The 25,014-nt window shown below is 47.4% G+C and carries 24 protein-coding genes; all 24 read right to left on the bottom strand.

The annotated features are described in order from the left end of the window. Window positions 1-63 precede the first annotated feature (63 nt). The 24 genes from ACVBIU_RS08175 to ACVBIU_RS08060 all read right to left on the bottom strand — a co-directional run bounded on the left by ACVBIU_RS08175 (window position 64) and on the right by ACVBIU_RS08060 (window position 24,984). Window positions 64-1,311, bottom strand: a complete 1,248-nt coding sequence (locus ACVBIU_RS08175) for a beta-ketoacyl-ACP synthase (RefSeq protein WP_447163489.1) — start codon at window positions 1,309-1,311, stop codon at window positions 64-66. Next, window positions 1,308-2,033 (bottom strand): 3-ketoacyl-ACP reductase FabG2, encoded by a 726-nt coding sequence (locus ACVBIU_RS08170; protein WP_447163488.1) that lies wholly within the window; start codon window positions 2,031-2,033, stop codon window positions 1,308-1,310. Before ACVBIU_RS08170 ends, ACVBIU_RS08175 begins: the two co-directional genes overlap by 4 nt. A gap of 138 nt (window positions 2,034-2,171) precedes the next feature. Continuing rightward, the gene (locus ACVBIU_RS08165) at window positions 2,172-2,648 is read right to left on the bottom strand and encodes an ApeP family dehydratase (protein WP_447161792.1); all 477 of its coding nucleotides are present in this window, start codon (window positions 2,646-2,648) and stop codon (window positions 2,172-2,174) included. Then, window positions 2,641-3,933 (bottom strand): beta-ketoacyl-[acyl-carrier-protein] synthase family protein, encoded by a 1,293-nt coding sequence (locus ACVBIU_RS08160; RefSeq protein ID WP_447163524.1) that lies wholly within the window; start codon window positions 3,931-3,933, stop codon window positions 2,641-2,643. The genes ACVBIU_RS08165 and ACVBIU_RS08160 overlap by 8 nt, the downstream gene beginning before the upstream one ends. A 34-nt stretch (window positions 3,934-3,967) precedes the next feature. Beyond that, a complete protein-coding gene (locus tag ACVBIU_RS08155; protein ID WP_447163487.1) occupies window positions 3,968-4,630 on the bottom strand; it encodes a DUF3261 domain-containing protein in 663 nt (220 codons plus the stop codon). Then, window positions 4,618-5,928 carry an NAD(P)/FAD-dependent oxidoreductase gene (locus ACVBIU_RS08150; RefSeq protein WP_447163486.1) on the bottom strand — a complete coding sequence of 437 codons (1,311 nt, stop codon included), beginning with the start codon at window positions 5,926-5,928 and terminating at the stop codon, window positions 4,618-4,620. The genes ACVBIU_RS08155 and ACVBIU_RS08150 overlap by 13 nt, the downstream gene beginning before the upstream one ends. Further along, complete coding sequence (locus ACVBIU_RS08145; protein ID WP_447163485.1) at window positions 5,918-8,341, bottom strand: MMPL family transporter; 2,424 nt, start codon at window positions 8,339-8,341, stop codon at window positions 5,918-5,920. Before ACVBIU_RS08145 ends, ACVBIU_RS08150 begins: the two co-directional genes overlap by 11 nt. Further along, window positions 8,341-9,075 (bottom strand): outer membrane lipoprotein carrier protein LolA, encoded by a 735-nt coding sequence (locus ACVBIU_RS08140; protein WP_447163484.1) that lies wholly within the window; start codon window positions 9,073-9,075, stop codon window positions 8,341-8,343. The genes ACVBIU_RS08145 and ACVBIU_RS08140 overlap by 1 nt, the downstream gene beginning before the upstream one ends. Continuing rightward, on the bottom strand, window positions 9,072-9,524 hold the full coding sequence (locus ACVBIU_RS08135; protein ID WP_447163483.1) for an acyl-CoA thioesterase: 453 nt from the start codon (window positions 9,522-9,524) through the stop codon (window positions 9,072-9,074). The genes ACVBIU_RS08140 and ACVBIU_RS08135 overlap by 4 nt, the downstream gene beginning before the upstream one ends. A gap of 14 nt (window positions 9,525-9,538) precedes the next feature. Continuing rightward, the gene (locus ACVBIU_RS08130; RefSeq protein WP_447163482.1) at window positions 9,539-11,098 is read right to left on the bottom strand and encodes an HAL/PAL/TAL family ammonia-lyase; all 1,560 of its coding nucleotides are present in this window, start codon (window positions 11,096-11,098) and stop codon (window positions 9,539-9,541) included. Next, the gene (locus tag ACVBIU_RS08125) at window positions 11,095-12,855 is read right to left on the bottom strand and encodes a glycosyltransferase family 2 protein (RefSeq protein ID WP_447163481.1); all 1,761 of its coding nucleotides are present in this window, start codon (window positions 12,853-12,855) and stop codon (window positions 11,095-11,097) included. Before ACVBIU_RS08125 ends, ACVBIU_RS08130 begins: the two co-directional genes overlap by 4 nt. Then, complete coding sequence (locus ACVBIU_RS08120; protein WP_447161784.1) at window positions 12,855-13,241, bottom strand: ApeI family dehydratase; 387 nt, start codon at window positions 13,239-13,241, stop codon at window positions 12,855-12,857. The genes ACVBIU_RS08125 and ACVBIU_RS08120 overlap by 1 nt, the downstream gene beginning before the upstream one ends. Further along, on the bottom strand, window positions 13,238-14,617 hold the full coding sequence (locus ACVBIU_RS08115) for an AMP-binding protein (RefSeq protein WP_447163480.1): 1,380 nt from the start codon (window positions 14,615-14,617) through the stop codon (window positions 13,238-13,240). The genes ACVBIU_RS08120 and ACVBIU_RS08115 overlap by 4 nt, the downstream gene beginning before the upstream one ends. Continuing rightward, window positions 14,614-15,162 (bottom strand): hypothetical protein, encoded by a 549-nt coding sequence (locus ACVBIU_RS08110; protein WP_447163479.1) that lies wholly within the window; start codon window positions 15,160-15,162, stop codon window positions 14,614-14,616. The genes ACVBIU_RS08115 and ACVBIU_RS08110 overlap by 4 nt, the downstream gene beginning before the upstream one ends. Then, entirely contained in the window at window positions 15,162-15,410 is a 249-nt protein-coding gene (locus ACVBIU_RS08105) for an acyl carrier protein (RefSeq protein ID WP_447161781.1), read from the bottom strand. Before ACVBIU_RS08105 ends, ACVBIU_RS08110 begins: the two co-directional genes overlap by 1 nt. A gap of 8 nt (window positions 15,411-15,418) precedes the next feature. Continuing rightward, window positions 15,419-15,673: a phosphopantetheine-binding protein gene (locus tag ACVBIU_RS08100; RefSeq protein ID WP_447161780.1), complete on the bottom strand. Its 255-nt coding sequence runs from the start codon at window positions 15,671-15,673 to the stop codon at window positions 15,419-15,421. Next, window positions 15,670-16,443, bottom strand: coding sequence for a lysophospholipid acyltransferase family protein (locus ACVBIU_RS08095; RefSeq protein WP_447163523.1), 774 nt, complete (start codon window positions 16,441-16,443; stop codon window positions 15,670-15,672). Before ACVBIU_RS08095 ends, ACVBIU_RS08100 begins: the two co-directional genes overlap by 4 nt. A 67-nt stretch (window positions 16,444-16,510) precedes the next feature. Continuing rightward, window positions 16,511-17,242 (bottom strand): beta-ketoacyl synthase chain length factor, encoded by a 732-nt coding sequence (locus tag ACVBIU_RS08090; protein WP_447163478.1) that lies wholly within the window; start codon window positions 17,240-17,242, stop codon window positions 16,511-16,513. Window positions 17,243-17,502: 260 nt separating this feature from the next. Continuing rightward, window positions 17,503-18,366 (bottom strand): DUF3014 domain-containing protein, encoded by an 864-nt coding sequence (locus ACVBIU_RS08085; protein WP_447163477.1) that lies wholly within the window; start codon window positions 18,364-18,366, stop codon window positions 17,503-17,505. Between the two features lie 141 nt (window positions 18,367-18,507). Beyond that, window positions 18,508-20,583 (bottom strand): ATP-dependent DNA helicase RecG, encoded by a 2,076-nt coding sequence (recG, locus tag ACVBIU_RS08080; RefSeq protein WP_447163476.1) that lies wholly within the window; start codon window positions 20,581-20,583, stop codon window positions 18,508-18,510. Between the two features lie 170 nt (window positions 20,584-20,753). Continuing rightward, on the bottom strand, window positions 20,754-21,680 hold the full coding sequence (locus ACVBIU_RS08075) for a calcium/sodium antiporter (RefSeq protein WP_447161776.1): 927 nt from the start codon (window positions 21,678-21,680) through the stop codon (window positions 20,754-20,756). A gap of 181 nt (window positions 21,681-21,861) precedes the next feature. Then, the gene (locus tag ACVBIU_RS08070; protein ID WP_447163475.1) at window positions 21,862-23,517 is read right to left on the bottom strand and encodes an AMP-binding protein; all 1,656 of its coding nucleotides are present in this window, start codon (window positions 23,515-23,517) and stop codon (window positions 21,862-21,864) included. A 305-nt stretch (window positions 23,518-23,822) separates the two neighbouring features. Beyond that, entirely contained in the window at window positions 23,823-24,509 is a 687-nt protein-coding gene (gene trmH, locus ACVBIU_RS08065; protein ID WP_447161774.1) for a tRNA (guanosine(18)-2'-O)-methyltransferase TrmH, read from the bottom strand. A gap of 91 nt (window positions 24,510-24,600) precedes the next feature. Further along, window positions 24,601-24,984, bottom strand: coding sequence for a RidA family protein (locus ACVBIU_RS08060; RefSeq protein ID WP_447161773.1), 384 nt, complete (start codon window positions 24,982-24,984; stop codon window positions 24,601-24,603). Window positions 24,985-25,014: the final 30 nt, after the last annotated feature.

Below are 25,014 nucleotides of genomic sequence, written 5' to 3'. Positions count from 1 at the left end.
TCTTTGCTTTAAAGACCTTAGAACCTGCTTTCCCTAGGCCCTAGTACCTTCTATTCCTAGAACCTATCCCTTAAAACGCTTAAAGATCAGCGAAGTATTGATGCCACCAAAGGCGAAGTTATTACTCATCACGTAATCTGTTTCAAGATGGCGAATGTCATCTCTAATGTAATCTAGCTCGCCGCACTCAGGGTCGATATCTGTCAGGTTTAGCGTCGGTGCAAACCAGCCCTCGTTCATCATCTCTATGCTCACCCAAGCTTCTAACGCGCCGCAAGCACCCAGTGTATGGCCGGTATAACTTTTAAGTGATGAGATAGGCTGCTTCGCGCCAAACACCGCATGAGTGGCTTGTGTTTCAGCAATATCGCCACGATCGGTAGCGGTGCCGTGAGCATTGACATAACCAATGCTCTCAGCTTCGATGGCGGCATCTTTAAGCGCTAAACGGATAGCCGTTTCCATGGTGCCAGCATTAGGCTGAGTCACGTGCAATCCATCAGAGTTGGTGCCAAAGCCCACGATTTCGGCGTAGATTTTTGCGCCGCGAGCCTTAGCATGCTCAAGCTCTTCAAGCACTAAAGTACAGGCGCCTTCGCCTATTACAAGGCCGTCTCGTCCTTTATCGAACGGTCGCGGCGTCTCGGTTGGAGTTTCATTTTTTGTACTGGTTGCAAATAGCGTGTCGAAGACGACGGCTTCTGTCGGGCAAAGCTCTTCACCGCCGCCAGCAAGCATCAGATCTTGTTGGCCATATTTAATCGCTTCATAGGCATAACCAATACCTTGGCTGCCAGAGGTACAGGCGCTGCTGGTGGTGTGCACGCGGCCTTTGAGGCCAAAGAATACGCCGACGTTTACCGCTGTTGTGTGTGCCATCATGCGGATATAGCTAGTGGCCGTTACGCCAGACATATCGCCATCTTTTAGCATATCTCCGAACGCGATGATTGGATCGGTACTGCCCGTCGATGAACCATAAGCGATGCCCATAGCGCCAGAGATAATGACAGGATCATTAAGTAAGTTTGCATCAATCAGTGCAAGTTCACTGGCGCGAGTGGCCATTATCGATACCCGTCCCATAGAGCGGATCATTTTACGCTTGTAGTGGCTTGGCACTTCAAAGTCAGTGATCGGTGCGGCCAAGCGGGTATGCAGATCTTCAAATCTGTCCCATTCGTCCATACGTACCACACAATTTTTCTGCGCTTTTAAGCTCATGGCAATACTCGGCCAGTCATGGCCTAGCGCCGAAATGCCGCCAATACCTGTGATCACGACGCGGCGTGGAAAAGCTGGCCGGCTCATATCATGCCTCCGTTGACCGAAATCACCTGGCGAGTCACGTAGGCCGCCTCATCAGACATTAAATAGTTCGCAAGCCCTGCAATCTCTGCAGGTTTTCCCATACGGCGCATCGGTACTAGGTTGTTGACCATCTCTTTTGGAATGTCGCTGACCATGTCAGTTTCGATTAAACCGGGAGCGATGCAGTTGACGGTAATTTTTCGTTTAGCGAGCTCGAGTGACAACGCTTTAGTTGCGCCGATAATGCCCGCTTTTGAGGCGCTATAGTTTACCTGGCCGCGATTGCCCGCAATGCCAGATACTGACGCTAGGGTGATGATACGTCCGCCTTGACGGCTTTGTACCATCGGCATCACCGTTGGATGAATAACATTGTAGAACCCATCGAGATTGGTATGCACTACGCTGTCCCACTCCGATTCTGTCATTGCAGGAAAAGCGGTGTCGGCATTAATGCCTGCATTGAGGATTACGCCATAATAAGCACCGTGCTGCTCGATATCTTGCTCGATAGCCTGCTTAACCGCGGCTCTGTCGGCGATATCAAACTGCAAACAGCTGACCTTAATGCCCTGTTGTTCAAGCTCAGACTTGGTGGTCTCGGCTGCTGCTTGGTTGCTGTGAAAATGCATCGCGATATCAAAGCCTGAGCGGGCAAGTCTTAGGGCGATCGCTTTACCTATTCCGCGGCTTGAACCTGTGATTAATACTCGTTTTGTCATCTTGCTACTCCCTGCGCCGTCGTCTTATTGTGTGTCACATACTTAATGTGTGGGCGAACAGCGGCTGTACTTTGTATTTAGTGTCGGTGTCGTATTTACTGTCATATTCAGTGTTGTATTGACTCAGCCACATGAGGTTCAGTGCGTCGACTCGGCAATATAAGCCTGAGTATCCTGAGGTTGAAACACGTTGACGTTGGCTTCTGCGACAACCACTTGCTTATGTAAGATTTGGCAATCAAAAACCGCTAGTCCTGACTCTTCTTGATATAGACGAGTAACACGTGTTTGGTAACTTTGCCCCGCATCAAACTGAGAGATATGCATCTTAAGCTTACGGCTACCGAGCAGGAATCCTACGCGAATGATGTCGTCACGCAGATGGGCCTCAACCCCCGCTAAAGCGGCAATACTTTGGGCCATATACTCAATGCCGACATAGTTGGGCACGCCATTCAAGTGGCTATCGAAATAGGGACTATTTGCTGAAATATCCGTTTGTGTTAACAAGCTATCATGGCTGTGATTCAGCAGCTGGTTGATTAAGATCATCGGCTGACGATGGGGGATGAACTCCGCGACATCGAGATCTGCAAGTTTTGTAGCATCAAACATCTTGATTTATCTCTGTTGAATCTTTGCCTAATGAGCCTGTATTTAATGGCTCGGGTGCCTGGCCCGCGAGTGAGTGGCTTGGTGCCACACGACTGAAGATCAGGCTGGCATTACTGCCACCAAAGGCAAATGAATTACTCATTACATGGCTTATATTGCTCTGCATACCTTTGCTTACCAGAGGTAGCGCTGGATCATTTGGATCTTGTTGCTTATCCCACACCTGTGGCGGTAAATATTGCTGCTTATTGTAATCACTGAGCAGCAGATAACAAAATGCGGCTTCAATTGCGCCCGCCGCCCCTAAGGTGTGTCCTGTAAGGGGCTTGGTAGAGCTTGCTGCAGGCAAGGCTTGGCCAAAGACCTGATGCACAGCACGGCTTTCCATGGCGTCATTTTTCGGCGTTGCGGTGCCATGTAAGTTGAGGTAATTAATCTGTTCTGGCCCAAGGCTTGCCATGATTAATGCCGCTTGCATCGCAGCTATTGCACCGCGGCCTTCAGGATGTGGCGCCGAGATATGGTGAGCATCGCTAGACTCGCCAATGCCGCTGACTATGATAGCCGTATTGTCTTGTGATATTTTTTCTAGCGTTGCCTTCTCTAGCGTAAAGAGCGCTCCGCCTTCACCGATATTAATACCATCGCGATTAGCGCTAAAAGGTTGGCAGTGTCCGCTAGAAATAGACTCCAGTGAATAAAATCCATTAAGTGTGAGCTTACAAAGGGTATCGATACCGCCGACAATGACCATGTCGCAAACATCGGCGTCGATAAGACGCTTAGCGCTGGCAAAAACCTTAGCGCTAGAAGAGCAGGCGGTAGAAACGGTAAAGCAGGGACCCGTCAACTCAAAGTAGGCTTGTAGAAATTGACTGGTATCACCTAATTCTTGCTTAGCGTAATCATAATCTTTAGGAAACTCGCCAGCACTATGGTGTTCAGCAAGGGCTGACTCGCCGGTGGCTATTCCCGATGTGCTTGTACCGATAACGATACCGATGCGCTGCCGACCATATTGTGCTTTAGCTTGGCTAACGGCTGCTTCTATCTGCCGTGCAATCAATAAGGTGAGTTGATTATTGCGAGTATCAAATCGGCGTAACTCGTCGGGGAGTTCGGGGAGCTTAATACTGACCTGGCCAACGAGCACGGGGCGCTCAAACAAGAGGTCATCTCGCCACTGCATGCCGCTGGTATTGCCAGCAACCAGGTTGTCGAGCACAGCCTGAGGTGTTTGCCCTAGAGGGGTGCATAAACCTAAATGGGTTATTGCTATTGGCATTGCTGAATTCACTTAAATTCCCACTAAATTTGGTTTATATCGGGCTGATGGCGAGCGTAAAGTTAGCCGCATCAATGCTGAGCTGAACCTGGGCCTGCCACTTGTCTTCGCTGCCCTGACTGAAATCACTATAGCGGATAGCGATTATCGGCAGTTCGGCATTAGGCGTCTGTTTAGTTTCATTTCCAGCTTCATTTTTAGCAAAAAACAGTCCACGACACAAAGCGACGTCACAGGCATAGGGGCGAATTTGGGCTCCCTGTAAATGGCGGTTTACGCTGCTGTCTGGCCAGTAAATAAGTTGCATGATGGCCAGTAGGTATTCAGCGTTAAATTGATCGCCGAGTAGCTGGCTTTGCTCACTCATAAGAGTGTAGTCATCATAGGTCAGTGTAAAAAGCGCTTGCCCTAGTGGCGCCAGACCAACCAGAGTTAATTGCTGTTGATCGAGCTCTAACTGACTTAACAGTTCATGTTGGCTAGCTTGAGTCTTGATAGTGACCTTTTGGGCAACGCTAATTGCGGGTTGAGTCGCTGTTTGCTCTGAGAGCATCCTTTGCTCAGCAACTGGCGCAAGGCAATAATTCACATCTTGCGCCAGTTCGACACAAGTTTGTCGCTGTAACGTTTGACTGCAAGCTGTGAGTAGTACAGAGCCCAGGGCGAGCAAGATGATGTGTTGGCTTAATCTCGACATAGTTCGACAACCATATTTAACCGACGTTTAGACTCGCTAACGAATGGGTTTTTTTCATCCCAAGCGTAACCAGCAAGAATAGAGCAGATCATCTGCTTGATTTTAGGATCTGGACTGTCGAAGAAGATCGCATCTTGAAAACTACAGTCATACCAAGCTTCGACATAGGTTCTAAAGGTATCGACCCCTTTCATTAACGGTTTGGCATACTCTTGCTGCCAGTCGACGTGCTCGCCATCGAGTTGTTTGCACAGGGTTGCAGCTGCCATGGAAGCTGATTGCATGGCGATCGTAACTCCAGATGAAAATACCGGATCGAGAAACTCGCCTGCATTACCGAGTAGGGCGAATTGGTCGGTAGCCAGTGTTTTCACGTTAGCCGAGTAGCCTTTGAGCAGGCCTGAATCATTGATGAGTTCGGCATTTTGTAGCAGCTTTTTCAGTCCCGGCTCTTGAGCTATCATGGTGTTAAGAACGGTATCTAAGTTGCCGCCAATACTGTTATTACTGCTGTTAATACTGTCATCAGCAAAGCCGCCAAGAGCAGCAATCAGTTGGGGCTCACCCACTACGCCCACAGAGCAACGACCATCGCTAAAAGGAATGAGCCAGTACCAGATATCCTGGTTGTCTGGATGGACACTAATAAGGATCTTATTTCGATCGAAATTCGGATCAGTAATATTGTCTCTAACATGATTAAACACAGCACTGCGGGTGGGTAAACTAGATGGTTTCTCTAAGTCCAGCAACCTGGGTAGTACTCGGCCAAAGCCGCTGGCATCGAGTACAAATTTTGCTTTGATGGTTTGTATTTGGCCTTTACCGTTGCTCACTTCAAGGCTGGGCTCAGCGCTTAAATCTATCGACTCGACCGTGTGGCCGAAACGGATAGTAACGCCCTGTTTAACCGCTTCATCAGCGAGTAACTTATCGAATGTGGCACGTTCAACCTGGAACGTGGTGCCCGGGCCTTGAGTAAACTTATCGGTAAAGTCAAACGTGGTGTATTTGTGTTGATGTCTAAAGGCGGCACCATTTTTAAATTGAAACCCTGCCTGATTAACGGCTTCGAGCATATTAGCTTGCTCGATAACCTGCATGCAGCACGGCAGTAAGCTTTCACCGATAGAGAAACGTGGAAAGTGCTGCTTCTCAAGCACGAGTACTTTTTTACCTTGGGCGTGTAATAGGCTCGCAGCAATGCTACCAGATGGCCCGGCGCCAATAATGGCGACATCGACCGTTTGGGTTTCGCATCGAACCCACTCATCCTGAACTACTTTATCAGTCGACATTAACGGTCTTCCTTGTGAAATTTTGAATAAAAGGCGAAAGCAAAAAGGTAAAACTAATCCCCAGTAACAGGGTTAAGCCAAACGCGTTTATCGCTGGTGTTTGACTAAAGGCGAGCAGACCAAAGGCCAGTAAGGTTGATACCGCTGACATTAATACGGCCATCATCACGCCGCGAGTTTGCTGTTTAGACTCAGCAAAAAATAGGCTGTAATCAACACCAATACCAAAGACTAAGATCAGAGCCAGAGCATGAAACAGGCTCAGCGGATTTTGCAGCATGCCTAAGCAGGCTAGGGTTAAAAGCGCAGACAAGGCTGGTACGGCGACCACCACAGCGGCGAGTTTTCGGCCAAACCTAAAGGTGAATATGATGCCCGCCGCGATTAAGGCGATGAGCAGTAACATTAAGGTGAGCTGACGGTAATGCCCCATCACGGTCGATATGTCGCCAACCTTATCGATCAGCTGTACATGGTGCAGCTCATTAAATAACGCGGCAAATGTATCGAGCTGCTTGATGCCACCGAGTAACACGATAGCCCCGTAGCCAGTTTCGTCTAAATGATTTTTTGGTGATAACCAAAGCGGTTTAAAGCTGGCACCCGCTTGATGGCTCAAGAAATTATCGGCGCTGATAACGTCTGTTTTGGCCGTTTGGTAGGCTTTAATCAGCGCCGGTTTAATCTGGGGTTCTAAGCCTAAGCTCGCAATAATCTCATCTAAGTGTTCAAGGTAGACTTGCCCTTGCAGACGATAGTTAAGCGCTTGTTCTGCTTGGCTTGGCAAGAATTTACTTAGGCTTAAATGGTTACCGATTAACTTATCTTTCTCGGCCTGTTTTAAGACGGGCTCAAGTTTCGCCAGCTGTTGTTTTACCTGCTCTTCGGTTTTGCCTGAGACTAATAGGAATTGGTTATCGGTACCGCCACTTAGTAAGGTACGAAGTTTATTTTCCTCTGCCTGAATATCACTCGGGGTGTGCTGTAACTGACGGATATCGTCATTGCTAGTTAGCTGCAATAGACCCACTAAGATAAAGGCTGTCGTGCCAAGCGTTAGCAGTAATTGCGACTTAAGGCTTTTAGGTGTGAATCGTGCCAGCATAAAGTGTTGATAGCGACTGGCCACATCGAGTGCTTGGCTGGCATCTTTTAATGGCTGAGCGGCGAGAGTTGGGTAGGCGAGCACTAAGGTTAAATAAGCGCCAGTCAGCCCCGCTGCGCAGAAAACGGCGACCTGTTGCATACCGGGAAAAGGTGCTAGCCCCATGGCGCCGTAGGCGATAACACTGGTTAGCAAGGCAAGCGTGATAGCCGCAAAGATTTTTTTGATGACCTTCTCGCTACTGTCATTGGGATGGTTTAAGCGCTCGCAATAATAGTGAAAGCAATAGTCGATAGAGATGCCAATTAGACTGGTGCCAAACACTAATGTGAGTAGGTGCAGTTCACCAAACATGAGTGCTGTGGTGACCACGGCAAACAGTAAGCTGGTACTCACAGTAACCACCGCAATAGAGAGTGGCATGAAAGAGCGAAATGCTAACCACACTAGGCTTACGACCCCGATAAGCGATAACAAGCCGATGCTTGAAACCTCTTGTTTAGCATTGTCGGTCGCTGCAGCAGCATGAAATAAAGCGCCAGCCTTAATGATGTCTACATCTACAAAATGCGATGTAACGGCATTAAAGGCGAGGTTAAGATCGCTAAGTTGTAGCTGTTGAGCGTTAGGATTAAAGGCGCTGTCCTTACCTTTAGCCATCACGATGGCGGCAAAACGAGGTCGTGGAACACTCGCCGATGGCGCTATAGTGGCAACCAATACCCCCTGTTTCACGGTTAACTGTTGTGAAGGAGCAAGAGCAAGCAAAGAATCTGGATACAGGAGCAAAGGATCGCGGCTAAGCAGTTCGCTATTGGCATAGCTAAACGCATTGTATAGCTTTTCTAGTGCAGCCTGGCTCAGTTGTTGCCATTGACCTTGCTGTAAGCTTTGTTGCTGCTTGTCGGTTAATAGCTGGAATCTGTGCTTAAAATAATACTGATTAAGGGCGTCAATCTGGGCCATATCGGCACTACTGATATCAATAAATGCAGCTTGGTTTGGGCTCGTTTGTTTAAGCGTTTGCATCGCTAGCTTTGCCGCTGCGATGGCGGTGTGTTCATTATCGCTGATAAGCCCCAAATAGACGCGGTTAGCCAGCTGCTGCTCAACTTGTGTCATTGCTCTTTGGGTCATCGGGCTTTCGTTGACTTTAGGCAGCATGGCCAAAATATCACTTTGTACGCGAGCGCCGCTTTGCCAAAGGGTAAAGCCAGTTACTACGGAGACTAGGATTAATGCCAGCCACAGTATAAATCGTAACTTGGCGGTCTTTTGGCTTAATAAGGCGTTAAGGCTTGGTTTCATTATGGCTGAGCACTCTTAGACTCAGGCTCGAAACGCGATTTGTCTTGCTGACTTAGTGGGCTTTCATCCAGTGATGAAAACTCGATCTGGCTGCGATCGCCATTAGCGCTATATAGCACTAACGTTTGGATCTGTTGCTTACCAGCGAGCACCATTTTAGGCATGGCTTTGGCAAGTAAAGGATCAAGCGGCTTAAGCCCTAACTGCCACTGCGGGTTTAGCTCATGACTAGTAGCAGTTGCTGTAGTTGCACGTTTTAGGCTTAATTCAAAGTGCTGCTCAAGAGCATTAATGTCACCACTTAACAGGGAATTGAGTAGTGTCGGCATGATATCACTCATACCTCCACCCGCTTGCTGCGGGTTATTAACGCTAATATTCCCTTGGCTGTCTATCTGAATCAGCTGCTTATCTTTTAAGATCAATGTGCTAGCAAAAGGACTGTTTTGCTGCCAAATCACCCCAAGGCTTTTAGAGAAAACAAATTCGCCTTGGCTTACCAAAGGTTTTTTTAGCACCTTTAAATAACGGTATTGAGTGAACTTCCCTTTAGCGTGCTCGCTAGGAGATAGTTGTTTACTCAAGCTGAGCAAATCCGCCTTGTTTGCGGGAAATTGAAATAGCTCTGTATAGCTAGATTGGCTGTTATCAGGCTCGGCGTAGCTAGTGCTACTCACTAATGATGAGAGTAGTAAGAGGAACAGAGTGCATACTAAGCGCAATAAGTACTTCATTGGCGCAGCTCTATTTTGTTACTGGTTTCTGCTGCAATTAAATGCGCTATTTTCTGCTGAAAGACTTCTGGTGTGACAAAGCATAACTCTTGGGTCTGCATATCGACGGCGGCCTGAATGGTGTAGCCCTTAGTGATGCGCTTACCTGTTATAGCATCAAGCACTTGATAGTTGATCTTAATGCGGTTTTCCCATTCAACCAGCGCAGCTTTGACGATGACCGTCTGCTCAAACGTACTCGATTGCACGTACTTTATCTGCACATCAACAATTGGCCAGCTAAACCCAGAGTCTTGCATAGCGCGGTAGCCGTAACCGATTTTATCCAGTAGCTTGCAGCGTACTAGCTCAAAGTAACGCAGGTAGTTACCATGCCAGGTGATCCCCATCGAGTCCACGTCGTGAAACGGGATTTCGACTTCCATCTCTGCGTGTAAAATGCCCTTCATTAGCGCTCTTCTCACTAGCATACTTCCCAGTAGCCACTTTGGATCTTATCGACGGTTGAACGCAGTGTCTGCTCTAGTGGTCTGTCTTCGGTCAGTAGCTCAAAATCGGCTTCGACTTGCGCTAAGGTCTTGCCCAGTGACGGGGTAATTGAGCTGGGCACCAATTCTTCCTGCGCTATTCGCAGACGAATGCCCTGAGACATGGCTAATAGCGCAGCAGCAGCTACTTGCTCGGTTAGCTGTAATATGCGCATACAGTCACGGGCTGAGATAGTGCCCATGCTGACCTTGTCTTGGTTATGACATTCGGTGGAGCGAGAGAATACACTGGCTGGCATGGTGTTTTTAAGCGCTTCAGCCGTCCAGGCCGATACGCCAATCTGTACCGCTTTAAAGCCGTGGTTAATCGCTTTACGTTTGCCTTTAGCGCCTGAAAGATTTGCAGGTAGACCATTGTTGAACTTTTGATCCATCACCAGCGCCATCTGGCGGTCGATAAGATCGGCAATGTTAGCCACTGCGTTTTTCATCGCATCCATGGCAAAGGCAATATGCCCGCCGTAGAAGTGCCCACCATGTAGAATATGCTCACCTTCACCGTCGACAATTGGGTTGTCGTTAGCGCTGTTAAGCTCGGTTTCAATAAACTGGCGCATAAACGGCAGCGCGTCTTGCAGTACTCCAATCACGTGCGGTGCACAGCGGATCGAATACCTGTCTTGCAGTCTGTCAGAGTTGCGAGGGTGAATGTGATGGTTTAAGTCTTCACGGATCCAAGCGGCAATCTGGTTTTGCCCTGGATGAGGCTTTGCGGCAAATAAAATTTCGTCGAAGTGGTTCGAGTTACCTTTAAGTGTCAGCGACGCCATAGCAGTAATACGACTGGCAAGGCGCGCCATGTACTGCGCTCGGTCGTAAGCTAAACAAGCAAGGGCGGTCATAACCGCAGTACCGTTCATCAGTGCTAAGCCCTCTTTAGGGCGTAGCGTGAGCGGCACGATATTAAGTTCTTTATATACGTCACTGGTTGGACGTCGCTCACCCTGGTAAATCACATCACGCTCACCTACAAGTACTGCCGCAAGGTAAGACAGTGGCGTTAAGTCGCCGCTCGCGCCCACTGAGCCTTCTTCAGGGATCACCGGGGTGATATTGAGGTTAAGCAGGGTTTCTATACGCTTAAGCAGCTCATAAGTGACGCCTGACTTGCCTACAGCGAGTGAGCTTAGGCGGCACGCCATTACTGCGCGAGCCTGCATAGGAGACAGAATATCGCCCATACCGCAGCCGTGAAAACGGGTCAGATGCAGTGGGAGTTCGTGGACTAAATCGAGCCCAACGGTCACGGTACAAGAGTCGCCATAGCCTGTGGTTACCCCATATACGACGCCTTCTTCTTTCAGTAGGCTATCGATAAACCGCGCGCCTTTTTGAATATAGGCCTGATACTCAGCGGTTTGGTTAAGCTTAGCTTGTGCCCCTTTGGCAATAGCAACCACATCTTCAAGTGCCAGACTATTGTAGCCAAATTCAACTGTTTGCTTGCTAGGGTTATAAGTGGTTTGTTGGGTCATTTGCTTTGCTTGTCCTTTATATCGCAACTATTGCTCTGCTTGCTCTGCTTGCATTGCACATTGGCTCGTTGGAACTCTTCGTCCTTGCGCCAAAAATCATAAAAATTAAACCATTGCAGTGGCTCTTTAAGCGCAAAATGCGCTAAGCGACGACTAAATTCGTTAACGGCTTGCTCGATTCGCTCACTTCTCCCGGCTCTAGGGCCTTTTAAGGTGTTAGCGAAATGCTCTAAATGCACATGGTAGCGGCCATTTTGCCGTAGGCAGAACATGGTATAAACCGGGCAATCAAGTAGCCCGGCCAAAATGAATGGCCCTTGAGGGAATGCAGCTGGCTCGCCTAAAAAGTCTTGGTAAATCACGCGACCAGCAGTCTGTGACGAGGTTCTATCGCCTGCAATGACAACCAATTCCCCCGCTTCAATTTTTTGTTGTAGCAAAATCGAAGTACTAGGGCCTAATTCGGTGACCTGGATGAGGTTTAGTGAGCTGTCGGGGTTGAGCTGCTTGAGCACCTTATTAAAGTTCTCGGCATTTTGCGTCAGCACCATGACGTTGACTTTGACTTGGCGCTGGTGGATTGATATTGCGCGGCACAGCTCTAAGTTACCTAAGTGCGATACCAGTAATACCGCGCCATTGCCCGCGAGTAATTGATTGGCTAGCATTTCTCGATTAGGAAAATCGACCTGTTCGAGCTTGATGCGATCGCACCAAGCGTCAATTCGGTCTAACGCGGCATTACCAAAGGCGAAAAAGTGCTTCAGGCTGTCGCGCCAGCTCAGTGGCTCACCCAGCTGTGGATGATTGGGTTGCTTAAGCTTCACATGAGTTAAAAATTGCTTAGAAGCGGTTCTTGCCGTGGTGCCGGTAATGAAAAAATAGATGATCACCGGATACATGATAGCGCGGCAAAGCCAGTGCCCCCCTAAGCGGTAGCTTTCTGCAAGTAGCTTAATTCCCCAGTAACTGCCGCGCTCACCCATGCTCGACCAATGCTTATTCTGGCCTGAACTTGTGAGCTTTTGCTGCAGCTTTCGATAAAGCTTTTTCGGTTGACGCAGCAACATGCCAAAGAAGAGTTTGCTGTGCATCAATGAGATACGCACGTTATCTTTAACCCCTTGAAAATGACTCACGCCATCTTCTGGGTAGATCACTCGGGTTGGCAAATGAATCACTGGCACGCCTTGCCAGTAAAGACGCACTAAGACTTCAATATCAAAGTCCATGCGCTCGCCTAAGGCATGGCTTAAAAACAGTTTCTCGGTTGCCTCGAGCGGATAGACACGAAAGCCGCACATGGAGTCTTGAATATCGAAACTTAACGTTTCTATCCATACCCAAAAGTGAGTGATGTAACGGCCGTATAATCGGCCTTTCGGCACGGATTCGTCATATTGCGGCAAGCCAGAAATAAGCGCCTCTGGAGTCGACTCGGCCTGGGCTATCATGGCGGGTATATCGTTTAAATCGTGTTGACCATCGGCATCTACCTGCAGGGCGTGGGTGTAACCCTCTGCATATGCGGTTCGTAGTCCGGTCATTACTGCAGCGCCTTTACCCCGGTTATATGGGTGGTGAAGCAGGGTCACCCAGTCATATTTTTCAGCCAGCTCGATCAGCAAGAAGCGCGTTTCGTCGTCGCTGCCATCGTTAACTAAATAACAAGGTAGATTAAAAGCCGCTAATTGCTCTAGGGTACGTTCAATGGCACCGCGGTGATTATAGTTGGGGATAACCAGAGCGAGCCGCATTAGTTATTGTCCGTACTGTTGATGGCCTGCACTGCTTCGTTACTGAGTGCAATACGCCCCGATGCGAAACGTTTATCGCCATCGCTATAGGTAAATACCAGTTTGGCCTTGGCGGGATTATGGCTAATGGTCAGGTCTACCTGGGAGTTAGGTAGCATCAGTTGTTGAAATTTAAGTACTTCTAGGCTGGCAACATTGACCGGGTAACCAAAATGCGCGCAGCCAAGCTTTATCGCCCAGTCGAGCTGAGTGACACCCGGCAACACGGGTTGCTCTGGAAAGTGGCCATTGAAATACACGAGGTCGGCAGCAATCTCTAGCCGCCAGGTGACAGAGTCATTCTCACTGTTATGGCTGATAATGGTGGGCAATGTAGAGGTAATCATTTGCTCTTAAACTTATCGATATCGAACAGGGCTAACATGTTTGCGTGTACCCGCTTACCTTGCGGATTAAGCGGTAAGGCTTCAGGGTAACGCCAACGCCTTGGTAGCGTGACCCGCTCAAATTGGCTGAGCAAGTGGTTTTTGAGTTGGTTATTTAGCGCGAGTTTACCCTTAGCTTCGAGTTGTTCCATGCCCAGAGGGGAAAGCGTTATAGCGGCGCCGAGTTGCACTCTAGGTTGCTCTAACATCACCAATGCCGCTTGTGCGACATAGGGATGGCTCTCTAATAGTGACTCCATCTGTACCAATGACAGGCGTTTCTCTTCAACTTTAATAATGCGGTCTAAGCGCCCCTGCAGAGAAAAAGTGCCATCGGCTTGCAGATCAATTTTGTCATCACACTTTAGCCATTCATTATCAGGTAGGTAAGGTGATTTTAGCATCAGCGCACCATCACTTTGCGCTTGTTGGATCTCAATTGGCGCGAAAGCTTGCCAGTTTGCATTAGGCTGGTGTTGACGACGGTAGGCGATGCCACCGGTTTCTGTGCTGCCAAATACCTCGATAGGCGCTTGACCGTAACAGTTAGCGACACCTTGTGATGCTTCAAAGCTCAATGGTCCGCCAGAGCTGAACACTAAGCTAGGTGAACGCAGTTGTCGCTCATTATCGAGAGCGTCGGGCAATCGAGACAGCTGGGCAGGACTGCTGATCAAACAGAGGTTTGGAAACAGGTTCGCGTAGTAGCTTAAGGTTTCAGGGTATTCAACCAGATCGCTCAAAAAGGGGCGACTGGCAGCGAGTGGCCAAAGAACTTTGAATAACAAGCCATAAATATGCTGATGAGTCACGGTCGATATTACGCTGCAATGAGGCAGGTGCTGGGCAAAAGTATGCTCAAGCACGCTGACTTCGGCGTCGAGTTGCTCAATGGTTTTGGCTACGCGTTTTGGCCTGCCGCTGCTACCTGAGGTAAAGAGTACCAGTTCGCCCCAATTTTGTGTTTGTGGCCAGTCACTCGCAGTCGGATTGAGATCTTTATCGAGACGTAAAAACGCCTTACCTTCACAAATTGGCATGTTGGCGAGCACGCCATCATACTCGTGAGTGAGTTCACTCAAGGTGCCAGCTTGAGTATTGGCAGGCAGGATTATCTGTTTACCGGCAAGTAACCCGGCGCAGAGTCCGACGGCAAAAAGGTCACTGCTTTCACAGCTAAGTAGCCAGCGTTTGGAATCGGAATCACTTAATTGTCGATGCAATTGTGCGACTTGAGCAGTAAAGGCCGCTCCCGTTACAATATCGTGATGATTGAAGCTAATTAGCTGTTGAGCAGTAGGCCCTTGGCATAGCCAAGATTTAAGTAGATTCGTCATGACTTTTTTAACCAAAATGTTCGATATAACCACTCGCCACCAAGTAGCGACCCTATGAGCAAGTAGGCGATTAGCCCGTTATAAAGCGTCCACGTTTCGATGCTGGTATACAGCGCTGTATAGAGCGCCATCGAGCCATTAAAGATAAATAAGCCGCACCAAATTAAGGTGACGCTATTGAGATAACCGATAGCCTCATCGGGCAGGTCGGGTTCTTTCAGTCTGGCTAGCCTTTCTATCATGCTAGGGCCATGTTTTAGTGAGTAACCAAAAAGACCCAGCATGGTGAGGTTAATCACCACAGGATAAAACAGTAACCAATTATTCTCTTTAGCAACAAAGCTTCCTGCTGTTAAGCCGATGCCAACAAGCAGTGGCAACATCAATGACTTTACTTTTTGCTGTTGTAATACCAGTCGTAAGACTAATATTGCGCATAAGACGAGCGCAATGGTGCCAGCGGGCAAATAGTGCAAACCAAAATAGACCGCAAGTGGATAAGCGATGACCACTAAGCTTGTCACTATTTGCAAAAAGAGTCGCATTACTCTTTGACTAAGCCTTCGATAGCCGACACGACATCGTTAACGGTTCTCACCGCTTTAAACTCTTCAGGTTTAATTTTTTTACCTGTCATTTGCTGTAGTTTGATCACCAAATCTACGGCATCGATGCTGTCTAGATCGAGCTCTTCATACAAAGAGGCTTCTAAGGTGATATCACTCGCGTCAATTTCAAACTCATCGACTAAAATTTGAGTCAGCATTTCAAGGATCTGTTCACGACTTTGCATAATTTCTCCTACGCTCGCTGTGACTCAATAAAGCTGACTAAGCTGGCAACGCTATAGAAGTGTTGTTTGGTTGCATCAGAATTAGCTTCAATTTTCACATCAAACTGCTTTTTAATTGCTAAGCCAAGTTCTAATGCGTCGATAGAATCGAGCCCTAGGCCTTCACCAAATAGTGGGGCGTCAGAGTCGATATCATCAATACTGACGTCTTCTAAATCGAGACAGTCGATGATCAGTTGTTTTATTTCGTTATCTAAGCTCATAAGTATCTATCTAATTGTTGTTTATAATAGTTTTCTAAGTCACGAGTGAGTTGTCGTGCCATCTTTGCGTCGCCACCTGCATCGGCATCATAACGTAAATAGGGCTGGGTTTCGCCTATTTCCACATGCATGCCAATTGTCCGTCTAGGCAACTGGTACCACTTTTGCTGCTTGCTTAGGCCTACAGTATTGGTTTTTAAAAATACAGGCAACAGATCGCTATGGGTACGCACAGTGATATTGGCGGCCCCACGTGCAAAATCATTAATTTTCTCACCTATTTTGGTGCGTGTGCCTTCCGGAAAGATGATGAGGTTAGTGCCGCGTTCAAGCACTGATTTACAGTCTTGCAGAAGTAACTCCGCACCGCGATTAGGAATATAGCCAGCGCAAGAGACAACGCCGCGTAAAAAGGGGTTACGCCATAGCCCCTGTTTAACGATGCAACCAGCATTAGGCATCAAGCTGATTAACACAACCACATCGACTAATGTTGGATGGTTAGCGGTGACAATGACCCCTTTAGCATTGCTGAGGCGGCTTAAGTCTCCGTGAGTAACCTTGATAACGCCGGCCCAAGTGAGCATTTTGACAAAGCCTTTAAACATGATGTGCACGGCTCTTTGTACGCGCTCAATGCGTTGCTGGCGGCTACCAGGCCAAAATCTAAGTATTGGCAATATGGTCAGTGAACTTAGCAATCCACCAAGACCAAAGGCGATGTAGCAAGCGGTGCCGCCAAGCCAGCGTGGGGCGTAAGCTATGCCCATTAGTTTGGGAGCCAGAGGCTGCTTGTCATTGATGGGCTTATTGGCAGCGGACTTATTCATAAAGGGTTCAGTCACAGCTCAGGTCCCAGTGCCAACCAGACAAATTTCCGCTGATATTGTGTTGAGCTGCCAAACTCGATAGCAATAGAGCAAAGCTGAGTTTGTTGTCGAGTTCAGCTTGTTCATCCAAAGGAGTTAACGTTAGTGTGGCCAGTGCATCTTGTGTGTCGTTAGCTGGGGCTAGCATAAAAGCCACTGCTATGGGCCATTCTGGCTCATGGGCAAATTGGCGATAAACTTCAGGCACAGGCTCGTCAGCATAGACTAATAATAATGGCTCTGGATCTGCATGTAGCTGACCATAGGATTCGATAAATGCTTGGGAAAACGTGTTGCTACCCGCAGCTATAGAGGTCGATTGAGCTTGATTGCCAGTTAAAATACTGAAAATACCGCTGGCAGTATTATGTACCGATTGGCTAAACCCTGTTGGCGATAATGGCGATTGCTCAGCGATATCGTTAAGTAAGCCAATGGTGCGATTAATTTCACCGTGTTGGGAGGCAAAAATGCTACGGCATTGCTCAGCAGGGCAGCATTGGTTTACGGCCTCAAGAATAATTTTGGTGAGTTTGCTCAGACGCCTGCGCTGCATAGCTGGCACATGGGCCAATTTGGGGGCGGCACTGAGTTGTATAGCGTCATCGATGACACCGTGTGGCCAGTTGAGCCAATCTGAAGCGTGTTGATAGTGCGGCGACCATGCGCCCCATGAAAGAATGCTGAACTTCAATTGCATCGCCTCAGATACGAATATCCTTTCGTATTGCCCTGACTAATAAAAAGATAGTTTTGACCGAACAGGATACAAGTGCCTGTTGGCGATCAAAATGTAGCGGTTAAGCTGATTATTCTACATCATAAATGGTGGGCGTAATAAGCCCTTTTATGATACAGCTGTCGCTTGGAGGTAGCTATTGGGTGATAAAATGTTGGAATTGAATAAAAGCCCTGTTAATGCAGGGCTTTTTGATAGGATATAGAAGAGAAAACTTGGCGTTAGCTTAATTGCTTCTGGAGCCGGCGCAGTGCCGACTTCACTTTACGCGCGTTTTCAGGGCCCATACGAATCATCAACTTTTGCGCATTAGGCAAGGCTTCTAGCTTGGGGGCAACAAATTGATAGTTGACGCTAACACCATCTAATTCAATCGGTTGCTCGATAATAGGAGCATCCAACATCACCTCGATAGCTTGCAGCATACGGTCATTAAACGAAGTCTTGCTATAGCCTAGCTCGCTAAATGCTTCACTCAGTAGTGGAGTCATCTCTTTATAGGTTTTAGCTAACTCTTGATCATTTAAGCTTGAAAGGAAGTCAGCGTATAGATCATACCTATGGTAACTATCAGGGTTGATATAGGTCTTATTGGCAATTTCAGATACGGTAAAGCTATTGCTTGGGGCTTGCAGTGGGCTCACTTTACGCGCCAATTCGCCTTGAGCTAAGTTATCTACAAAAACCACAAACTGGCGGACGATGTTGTCTTCAATCAATAGTGGCTCAATTGCCATACCATCAGCAATAGCGGTCACTTTCTGGTGTACATAGCCATCACTGTCAGCTAAAGCGGGTAAAGGCTCGACTTCAGCTACAGGATCAACCTCTGGTAGCTGTACCGCTTCAACTTCAACGACTTCAGGCTCTGGCACAGCTTCGGTTTCTAGTGGCTGATCTGGGATTGGGTCGGGGATCACCACAGGGGCAATAACGAGTGGTTCTTCAATTGGAGCATCACCACTGAGGTAATAGTAGCCACCTGCAGATAGCGCTACAACGACAACGATAGCCAAAATAGCCAGGCCATTGGTGCCAGAGGTCTTTTCCTGTGGCGAAATTCTATCTTCTTGACTGAGTTGCATTGTAACTCCTCTGCACTGGGCAGTGATACGACTAATGATAAAAGTATAGCTTCAATCCATTCTGCAAAAATCCAGGAGATTGTCTATAGTCTGAAGCTCTATTAAGGATATTTAATTTATAAAACTGACTGACATAGCAGCTTATGCTTGTACAAATTGCTCACGATCGCCTAACCAGCGTTCAATAATCGGGTCTACGCTAGCAGGGGCTTGTTGCATAACGTGAACAGCGAGTTTTTGTACATGAGGAATAAATGCCTGATCTCGCATTAGATCGGCAATTTTCATATCGGCGATACCCGTTTGTTTTGTGCCTAGTACCTCACCCGGGCCACGGATCTCTAAATCTTGCTGAGCAATAACAAAGCCATCATTACTCTGTCTGAGCACTCCAATCCTTTTGGTTGCAGTAGCCGATAGCGGCGCCTTATAAAGCAACACGCAGTGGCTGGCAACGGCGCCACGGCCAACACGGCCTCTAAGCTGATGCAGCTGTGCTAAACCTAATCGTTCAGGGTTTTCAATAATCATCAAGCTGGCGTTAGGTACGTCAACACCAACCTCAATCACTGTTGTAGCCACTAATAAATTTAGCTCGCCGGCTTTAAAGTCAGCCATGATCTGCTGTTTCTCGGCAGGCTTCATACGACCATGAACTAAGCCAACCTTTAACTCGGGTAGGGCACGTTTAAGTTCTTCTGCTGTGTCTTCTGCCGCTTGGCATTCGAGCACTTCAGACTCTTCGATTAAGGTGCATACCCAGTAAGTTTGACGCTTGTCGTTAATGGCGGCTTGTCTGACTCGGTCTATCACTTCCTCTCGGCGTTGCTCAGAAATTGCGACGGTTGTAACCGGCGTTCTTCCCGGCGGCAGTTCATCGATAATCGAGGTGTCGAGGTCGGCATAGGCGGTCATGGCTAAAGTTCGCGGAATCGGGGTGGCGGTCATGATCAGCTGGTGCGGATGAAAGCCCTGACTAATTCCTTTTTCGCGCAAACCCAAACGTTGATGTACACCAAATCTATGTTGCTCATCGATAATAATCAGCGCCAGCTTATTGAACACCACTTGCTCTTGGAAAATAGCATGGGTACCAATGACGATGTGGGCATCGCCAGATTCAATATCAGCTAACGATTGCGCTCTGGCCTTACCTTTTAGTTTTCCCGCAAGCCAGCCCACTTTTAGGCCTAAAGGTTCAAACCAACTGGCAAAGTTTAGCGCGTGTTGTTCGGCTAATAGCTCAGTCGGTGCCATCATGGCCACTTGGTACCCGCTTTCTATCGCTTGTAATGCCGCTAAGGCTGCCACCAAGGTTTTACCCGAACCCACATCACCTTGAACGAGGCGCATCATAGGCTCATGCTTAGCTAAGTCTTGGGTTATATCTGCAACTACCCGCTGTTGTGCTCCAGTAGGCTTGAAGGGAAGCGAGGCTAAAAAAGGGTTAAGTAACTGACCTGTGGCATGCATGCTGACCGCTTTGTCACGGTTACTACGTTGACGCAGGCGTAGCATGCTCAAGTTATGGGCCAGCAATTCTTCTTGAATGAGGCGTTGCTGCGCCGGATGGGTGCCTTGCTCCAGCTCAAATAACGACACTTGATTATTAGGTCGATGCAGGATCTGTAATGCTTGCTTTAAATCCAAATTATTTGGCTGCAGGTGAGGCGGGAGTAGTTCTTGTAAGCCGCCATTATCCAGCATGGCAAGTGCTTGCTCAGTCAGCTTAATCCAACTTGCTTGTTTTAAGCCTTCAGTTGTGGGGTAAACCGGCGTCAGTGTATCGCTCAGCTGCAGGTCTTCACCGGGAGATATCACTTTATATTCAGGGTGAATAATCTCGACGCCATGCATACTACGGCGAATTTCGCCGTAAGCACGAATGGTCATGCCGATCTGTAGGCCGTTACGCTGCGCAACTGAGAAATTAAAAAAGCGTAGGGTTAAGCTGCCAGTATCATCGCGCACCGTACAGGTCAGCATGCGCTTACGGCCTTGAATAATTTGGCTTGATTGAATGACGGCTTCGATGGTGCCGTAACTGCCCGGGTAAAGCGAGGCAATGGGGTAGACTTGAGTGCGATCCTCATAGCGCAGCGGCAGATGAAACAACAGATCTTGCACTGTTGTTATGCTCAGCTTAGCTAATCTCTCGGCCATCTTTTTAGCGACGCCCTTAAGCTCTGTGATAGGAACAAGATCGAGTCTTTGCAAACGGTTAACACTCAAACACTGTAAATTTATACATATATTATCAGAGATATCGGTTTACGCAAATCTGCGCGTATGAGTGTCGCGATAACAGTGAAAATAACGCAAAAAAAAGCCTAACTTGCAGATTGCACGTTAGGCCTATTTATTTCAGCATTTGCTGGAAGGGCGAATTATATGGCTTGTAATACTATGTAGCCGATATAGGCGAAGTAACCAGCAATTAATAAGCCTGCTTCGCGGCGCCCAATACGTAAACCTGTGTAGGCAAATGGCAGTAATAGCACGGCTAAGGCAATCATAGCAGCCCAATCCAGGTTACTAATTTCACTGCCGATAATAGGGTGAATAAGCGCTGTCACACCTAGAATACCGAGTACGTTGAAGATATTAGAGCCAACAACATTACCAATGGCGATATCACTCTGGCCTTTAAGTGCTGCCACGATTGAGGTGACAAGCTCAGGCATACTGGTACCAATAGCAACGATAGTTAAGCCGATAATCACTTCGCTGATACCAAACGACTTAGCCATAGCCACCGCGCCATCAACGAATAAAATACCGCCGCCAACAAGCATGCTGATACCGATAACAATAAACAGTACTGACAACATTGGATTTTGCTTGGTATCTTCAACGTCATCAGCAGTTTGTTTTTCAGCCGTGAAATAGCTGAAAGTTAAATAAGCGACAAGTAACGCAAATAAAATTGCGCCGTCCCAGAAGCTTAAACCGCCATCGAGTAATAGGCTCCAAAATAATAGCGAGGCGCCAATCATGATAGGAATATCACGGCGCACCATTTGAGACTCAATCTTAATGGGACGAATAAGCGCTGTAATACCTAAAATAAGACCGATGTTAGCGATGTTTGAGCCAATGACATTACCCAATGCAATGCCACTGTTGCCCGCAATAGCTGACTTTACACTTACAGCAAGTTCAGGCGCACTAGTACCAAAAGCTACAATAGTGAGACCGATAATAAGTGGTGTAAGTCCTAATCTGAGTGCAATTTGGCTTGCACCTCGAACTAAGGCTTCAGCGCCTATTGTTAGAATTAAAAAGCCGCCGAGTATCGACAATAAAATAAACATGGTTAACTCTATAATTTGGGTTTCTTTGAAAGGATGGCAAGAATAGTTTCTTTCAAAAATTGCGCAATCAAAAACTGCTTCTTACTCATTAAATTTAGTTAATTGCTGATTGTTTGTCACAAAAACAAAACGACACACCTTAAAGTGTGTCGTTATGGGTTAATTGGACACCCTGAAAGATCTAGATTTCATCTTCCCAGCAGACTTTACCACCGCGTACACCATCTACTTTTTCACTAAATTTCTTTTCAAGTACATGGCGCTTTATTTTGAGTGTCGGTGTTAATACATCATTTTCAACATCCCAAGGTTCACTCACAATTACAATCGCATCAACAGTCTCATGTGATTCAAGATGGGGGTTAACAGAGTCGACGGTGGCTTTTAATGATGCTCTGACTTCTTCTCGAGGTTGCACATTGGCACCTTCTGAAAGTTGCACTAAAGCGACAGGATGAGGTAAGCCTGAGCCGATAACACAGATCATTTCAACATGTGGGTCTTGTGCCAGTTTGCGCTCGATAGGTACAGGCGCGACATATTTACCTTTCGAGGTTTTAAAGTTGTCTTTAACACGGCCTGTAATGCTGACATTGCCTTCATCATCAATGGTGCACAAGTCACCAGTGTGGAAGAAACCATCTTCATCGAAGCAATTAGCGCTCTCTTCTTCCTGTTTATAATAGCCCTGCATTAGGCCAGGACTCTTAACTAGCAGTTCACCGACATCGGAACACTTGGCTTCACAACCTTCAACTGCGCGACCAACAGAGCCGATTTTACTGGCATCGAATGGGTAGTTAATAATGGAATAGGCGCAGTTTTCTGTCATGCCCCAGGCCTCGCTGATATTGAGGCCAATTTTGTGGTACCACTCAACAAGTGATGGTGGGATGGGGGCAGAGCCTGAGCCAAGTAAATGGCAATGCTCTAAACCTAATCCTTGATGGATTTTACGTTTAACGATGCTACTTAGGATGGGTACTTTAAGCAAAAAGTTAAGCTTACTGTAACCAATTTTGTCGATAATGTTCTTTTGAAATAAGCTCCACAGGCGCGGTACCGAGAAGAATACCGTTGGCCTGGCGCGTTGCACGTCGGCCACAAAGCTATCTAGGCTCTCGACAAAGGCAACGCTGCTGCCAGAATAAAAAGATGAGCCTTCAATGGCAACACGCTCGGTAATGTGCGCCAGTGGTAGATAAGATAGCAATCTATCTTCAACACCGGTTTTAAGATCGCGCACAACTGCGGTGCAGGTCCAGGTGTAGCTAGCGAAGTTTTGAATCGCACCTTTAGGCTTACCGGTTGAGCCAGAAGTGTAGATAATGGTCATCACTTGCTCGGCTGTAGGCAAAGGCGCATCAATTAATGGCTGACCTAAGGTAAGCATTTTATCCCAATGGTACTGCGAGGGCATGGTGTCGTACGGCATGGCTATACGCAGAATATCGCCACCAACGCCCGCTTCTTGGTCGGCCCAATAATCTAGCTTACCGATAAAAATTGCTTTGGCTTCACTGTGCTCAAGGGTGTAGCGAATAGTGTCGGCATTCGCCGTGGGGTAAATTGGTACACTGATATAGCCGCCGTGCATTAGGGCAAGATCGGTAATAAACCATTCGGCACAGTTTTTAGAGAGAACAGCGACTTTATCGCCTGGGTTTAGGCCTAAATGTCTAAGGGCACCGGCGATTTGCTGCATCTTGGTTTGCACATCGCGCCAGGTAAACGTCTTGTATTGACCGTCAATAGGCTGCTTTAGATAAACCTGGTCGCCTTGTTTTTCAACCCAATGTTCAAGCATCTCAATTGGGGTTTTCATAGAAGATTCCATCGCATTTCCATATTGATAATTGTTGATTCCAATTCAACCTGTTGCAGTGTTTTTTGTTTTAATCGTTCGTTTAACAGGCTGCTGCAATATTGAGTATGGCGAAAAATGTGATCTAAGACAAACTTTTTCAAACGGGTGTTACAATTTTGTTGTGGTGGGTTGAGAGTGTTATTTGTAGCGGGTGATTTGAACGTGCGGGTGATTGAGTTGTTAGGAAAACAAAATATCAGCACTTAATATTGATTGGTCTAAGTGCTGCTAATTTTGGTTGAGCCCGAGCTTTAACTTTAGCCTTATGCTTAGTTTTAGTCTGAAGGGGCGCGCATTTTTTGCCACCATTCCTCATCCGCGACAATCTGGCCATCTTCATCTATGGCAGGGTAAGGCAGTTTCTTACGGCGGCAGGCTTTGGCATAAATTGGGTGGCCTTCTTCAAATAGCTTTATTTGACAGTAAGCATCATCAAGTTTGCGTGTACCGTACATACCTGCAGCTGTGCGTTGACGCTGGGCTTCATACATAATAAGCGCTGCAGCTACTGACACATTGAGCGATTGCACCATGCCTATCATAGGGATAATGATATGTTGATCGGCGCTAGCGATGCCTTCAGGGCTCACGCCATCACGTTCATTACCCAAAATGATGGCGGTTGGGCGGGTATAATCAATGTCTCTAAAATCGACGGCCGTATCAGAAAAGGTGGTCGCCAGAATTTGCATCTCTTTACCACGAAAATCATCGACTGCTTGCGCCATACTTTGGTGCACTCGGGTCTTAACCCATTGTTGGCTACCCGATGCGGTATTGCCCGATACGCGCATTTCAAGTTCAGACCACACGGCATGCACTTCATGAATACCCGCAGCGTCTGCGGTACGCAAAACGGCGGCAATGTTATTGCCTTTGTGTACGGTGTCTAAGCATACGGTTAAATCAGGTTGGCGGTTATCAAGCATCTGGTTTATGCGGGCGAAACGTTCAGGACTCATGATGGGCTTCTGTAAAATGCTGTTGGCGATGATAGTTAGCGTTAAATCATAAAAGGGCGCCGTAGCGCCCATTTGGAAGAGTAATAGAAGATTAGATCTCCATGACTCCATCCATTTCAACAAGTGAATCTTTCGGTAATTGCTTAACACCGATTGCGGCACGTGCTGGGTAAGGTTGCTCAAAGTAGCGACCCATAATTTCGTTTACAGTGGCAAAGTTGCTCAAGTCTGTCATAAAGATATTTAGCTTCACGATATCATTGAGCGAACCACCGGCAGCCTCGCAAACAGCAATTAGGTTGTCAAATACTTGAACAACTTGCGCTTCAAACTCACTGCTAACAATTTGCATTGTCTCAGGATTTAGTGGGATCTGGCCTGATAAATAAACCGTGCTACCAACTTTAACTGCTTGAGAGTAAGTGCCAATTGCTTGAGGCGCTTTGTCGGTTGCTATGATGATCTTCTCTGCCATTATCTGTCCTTGTCTTTATTGAGTGCGATG

This window comes from Shewanella sp. 30m-14, assembly GCF_052977125.1.
Note: the sequence above shows the minus strand (reverse complement) of the source record. Positions and strands in the feature narration are given on the sequence as shown.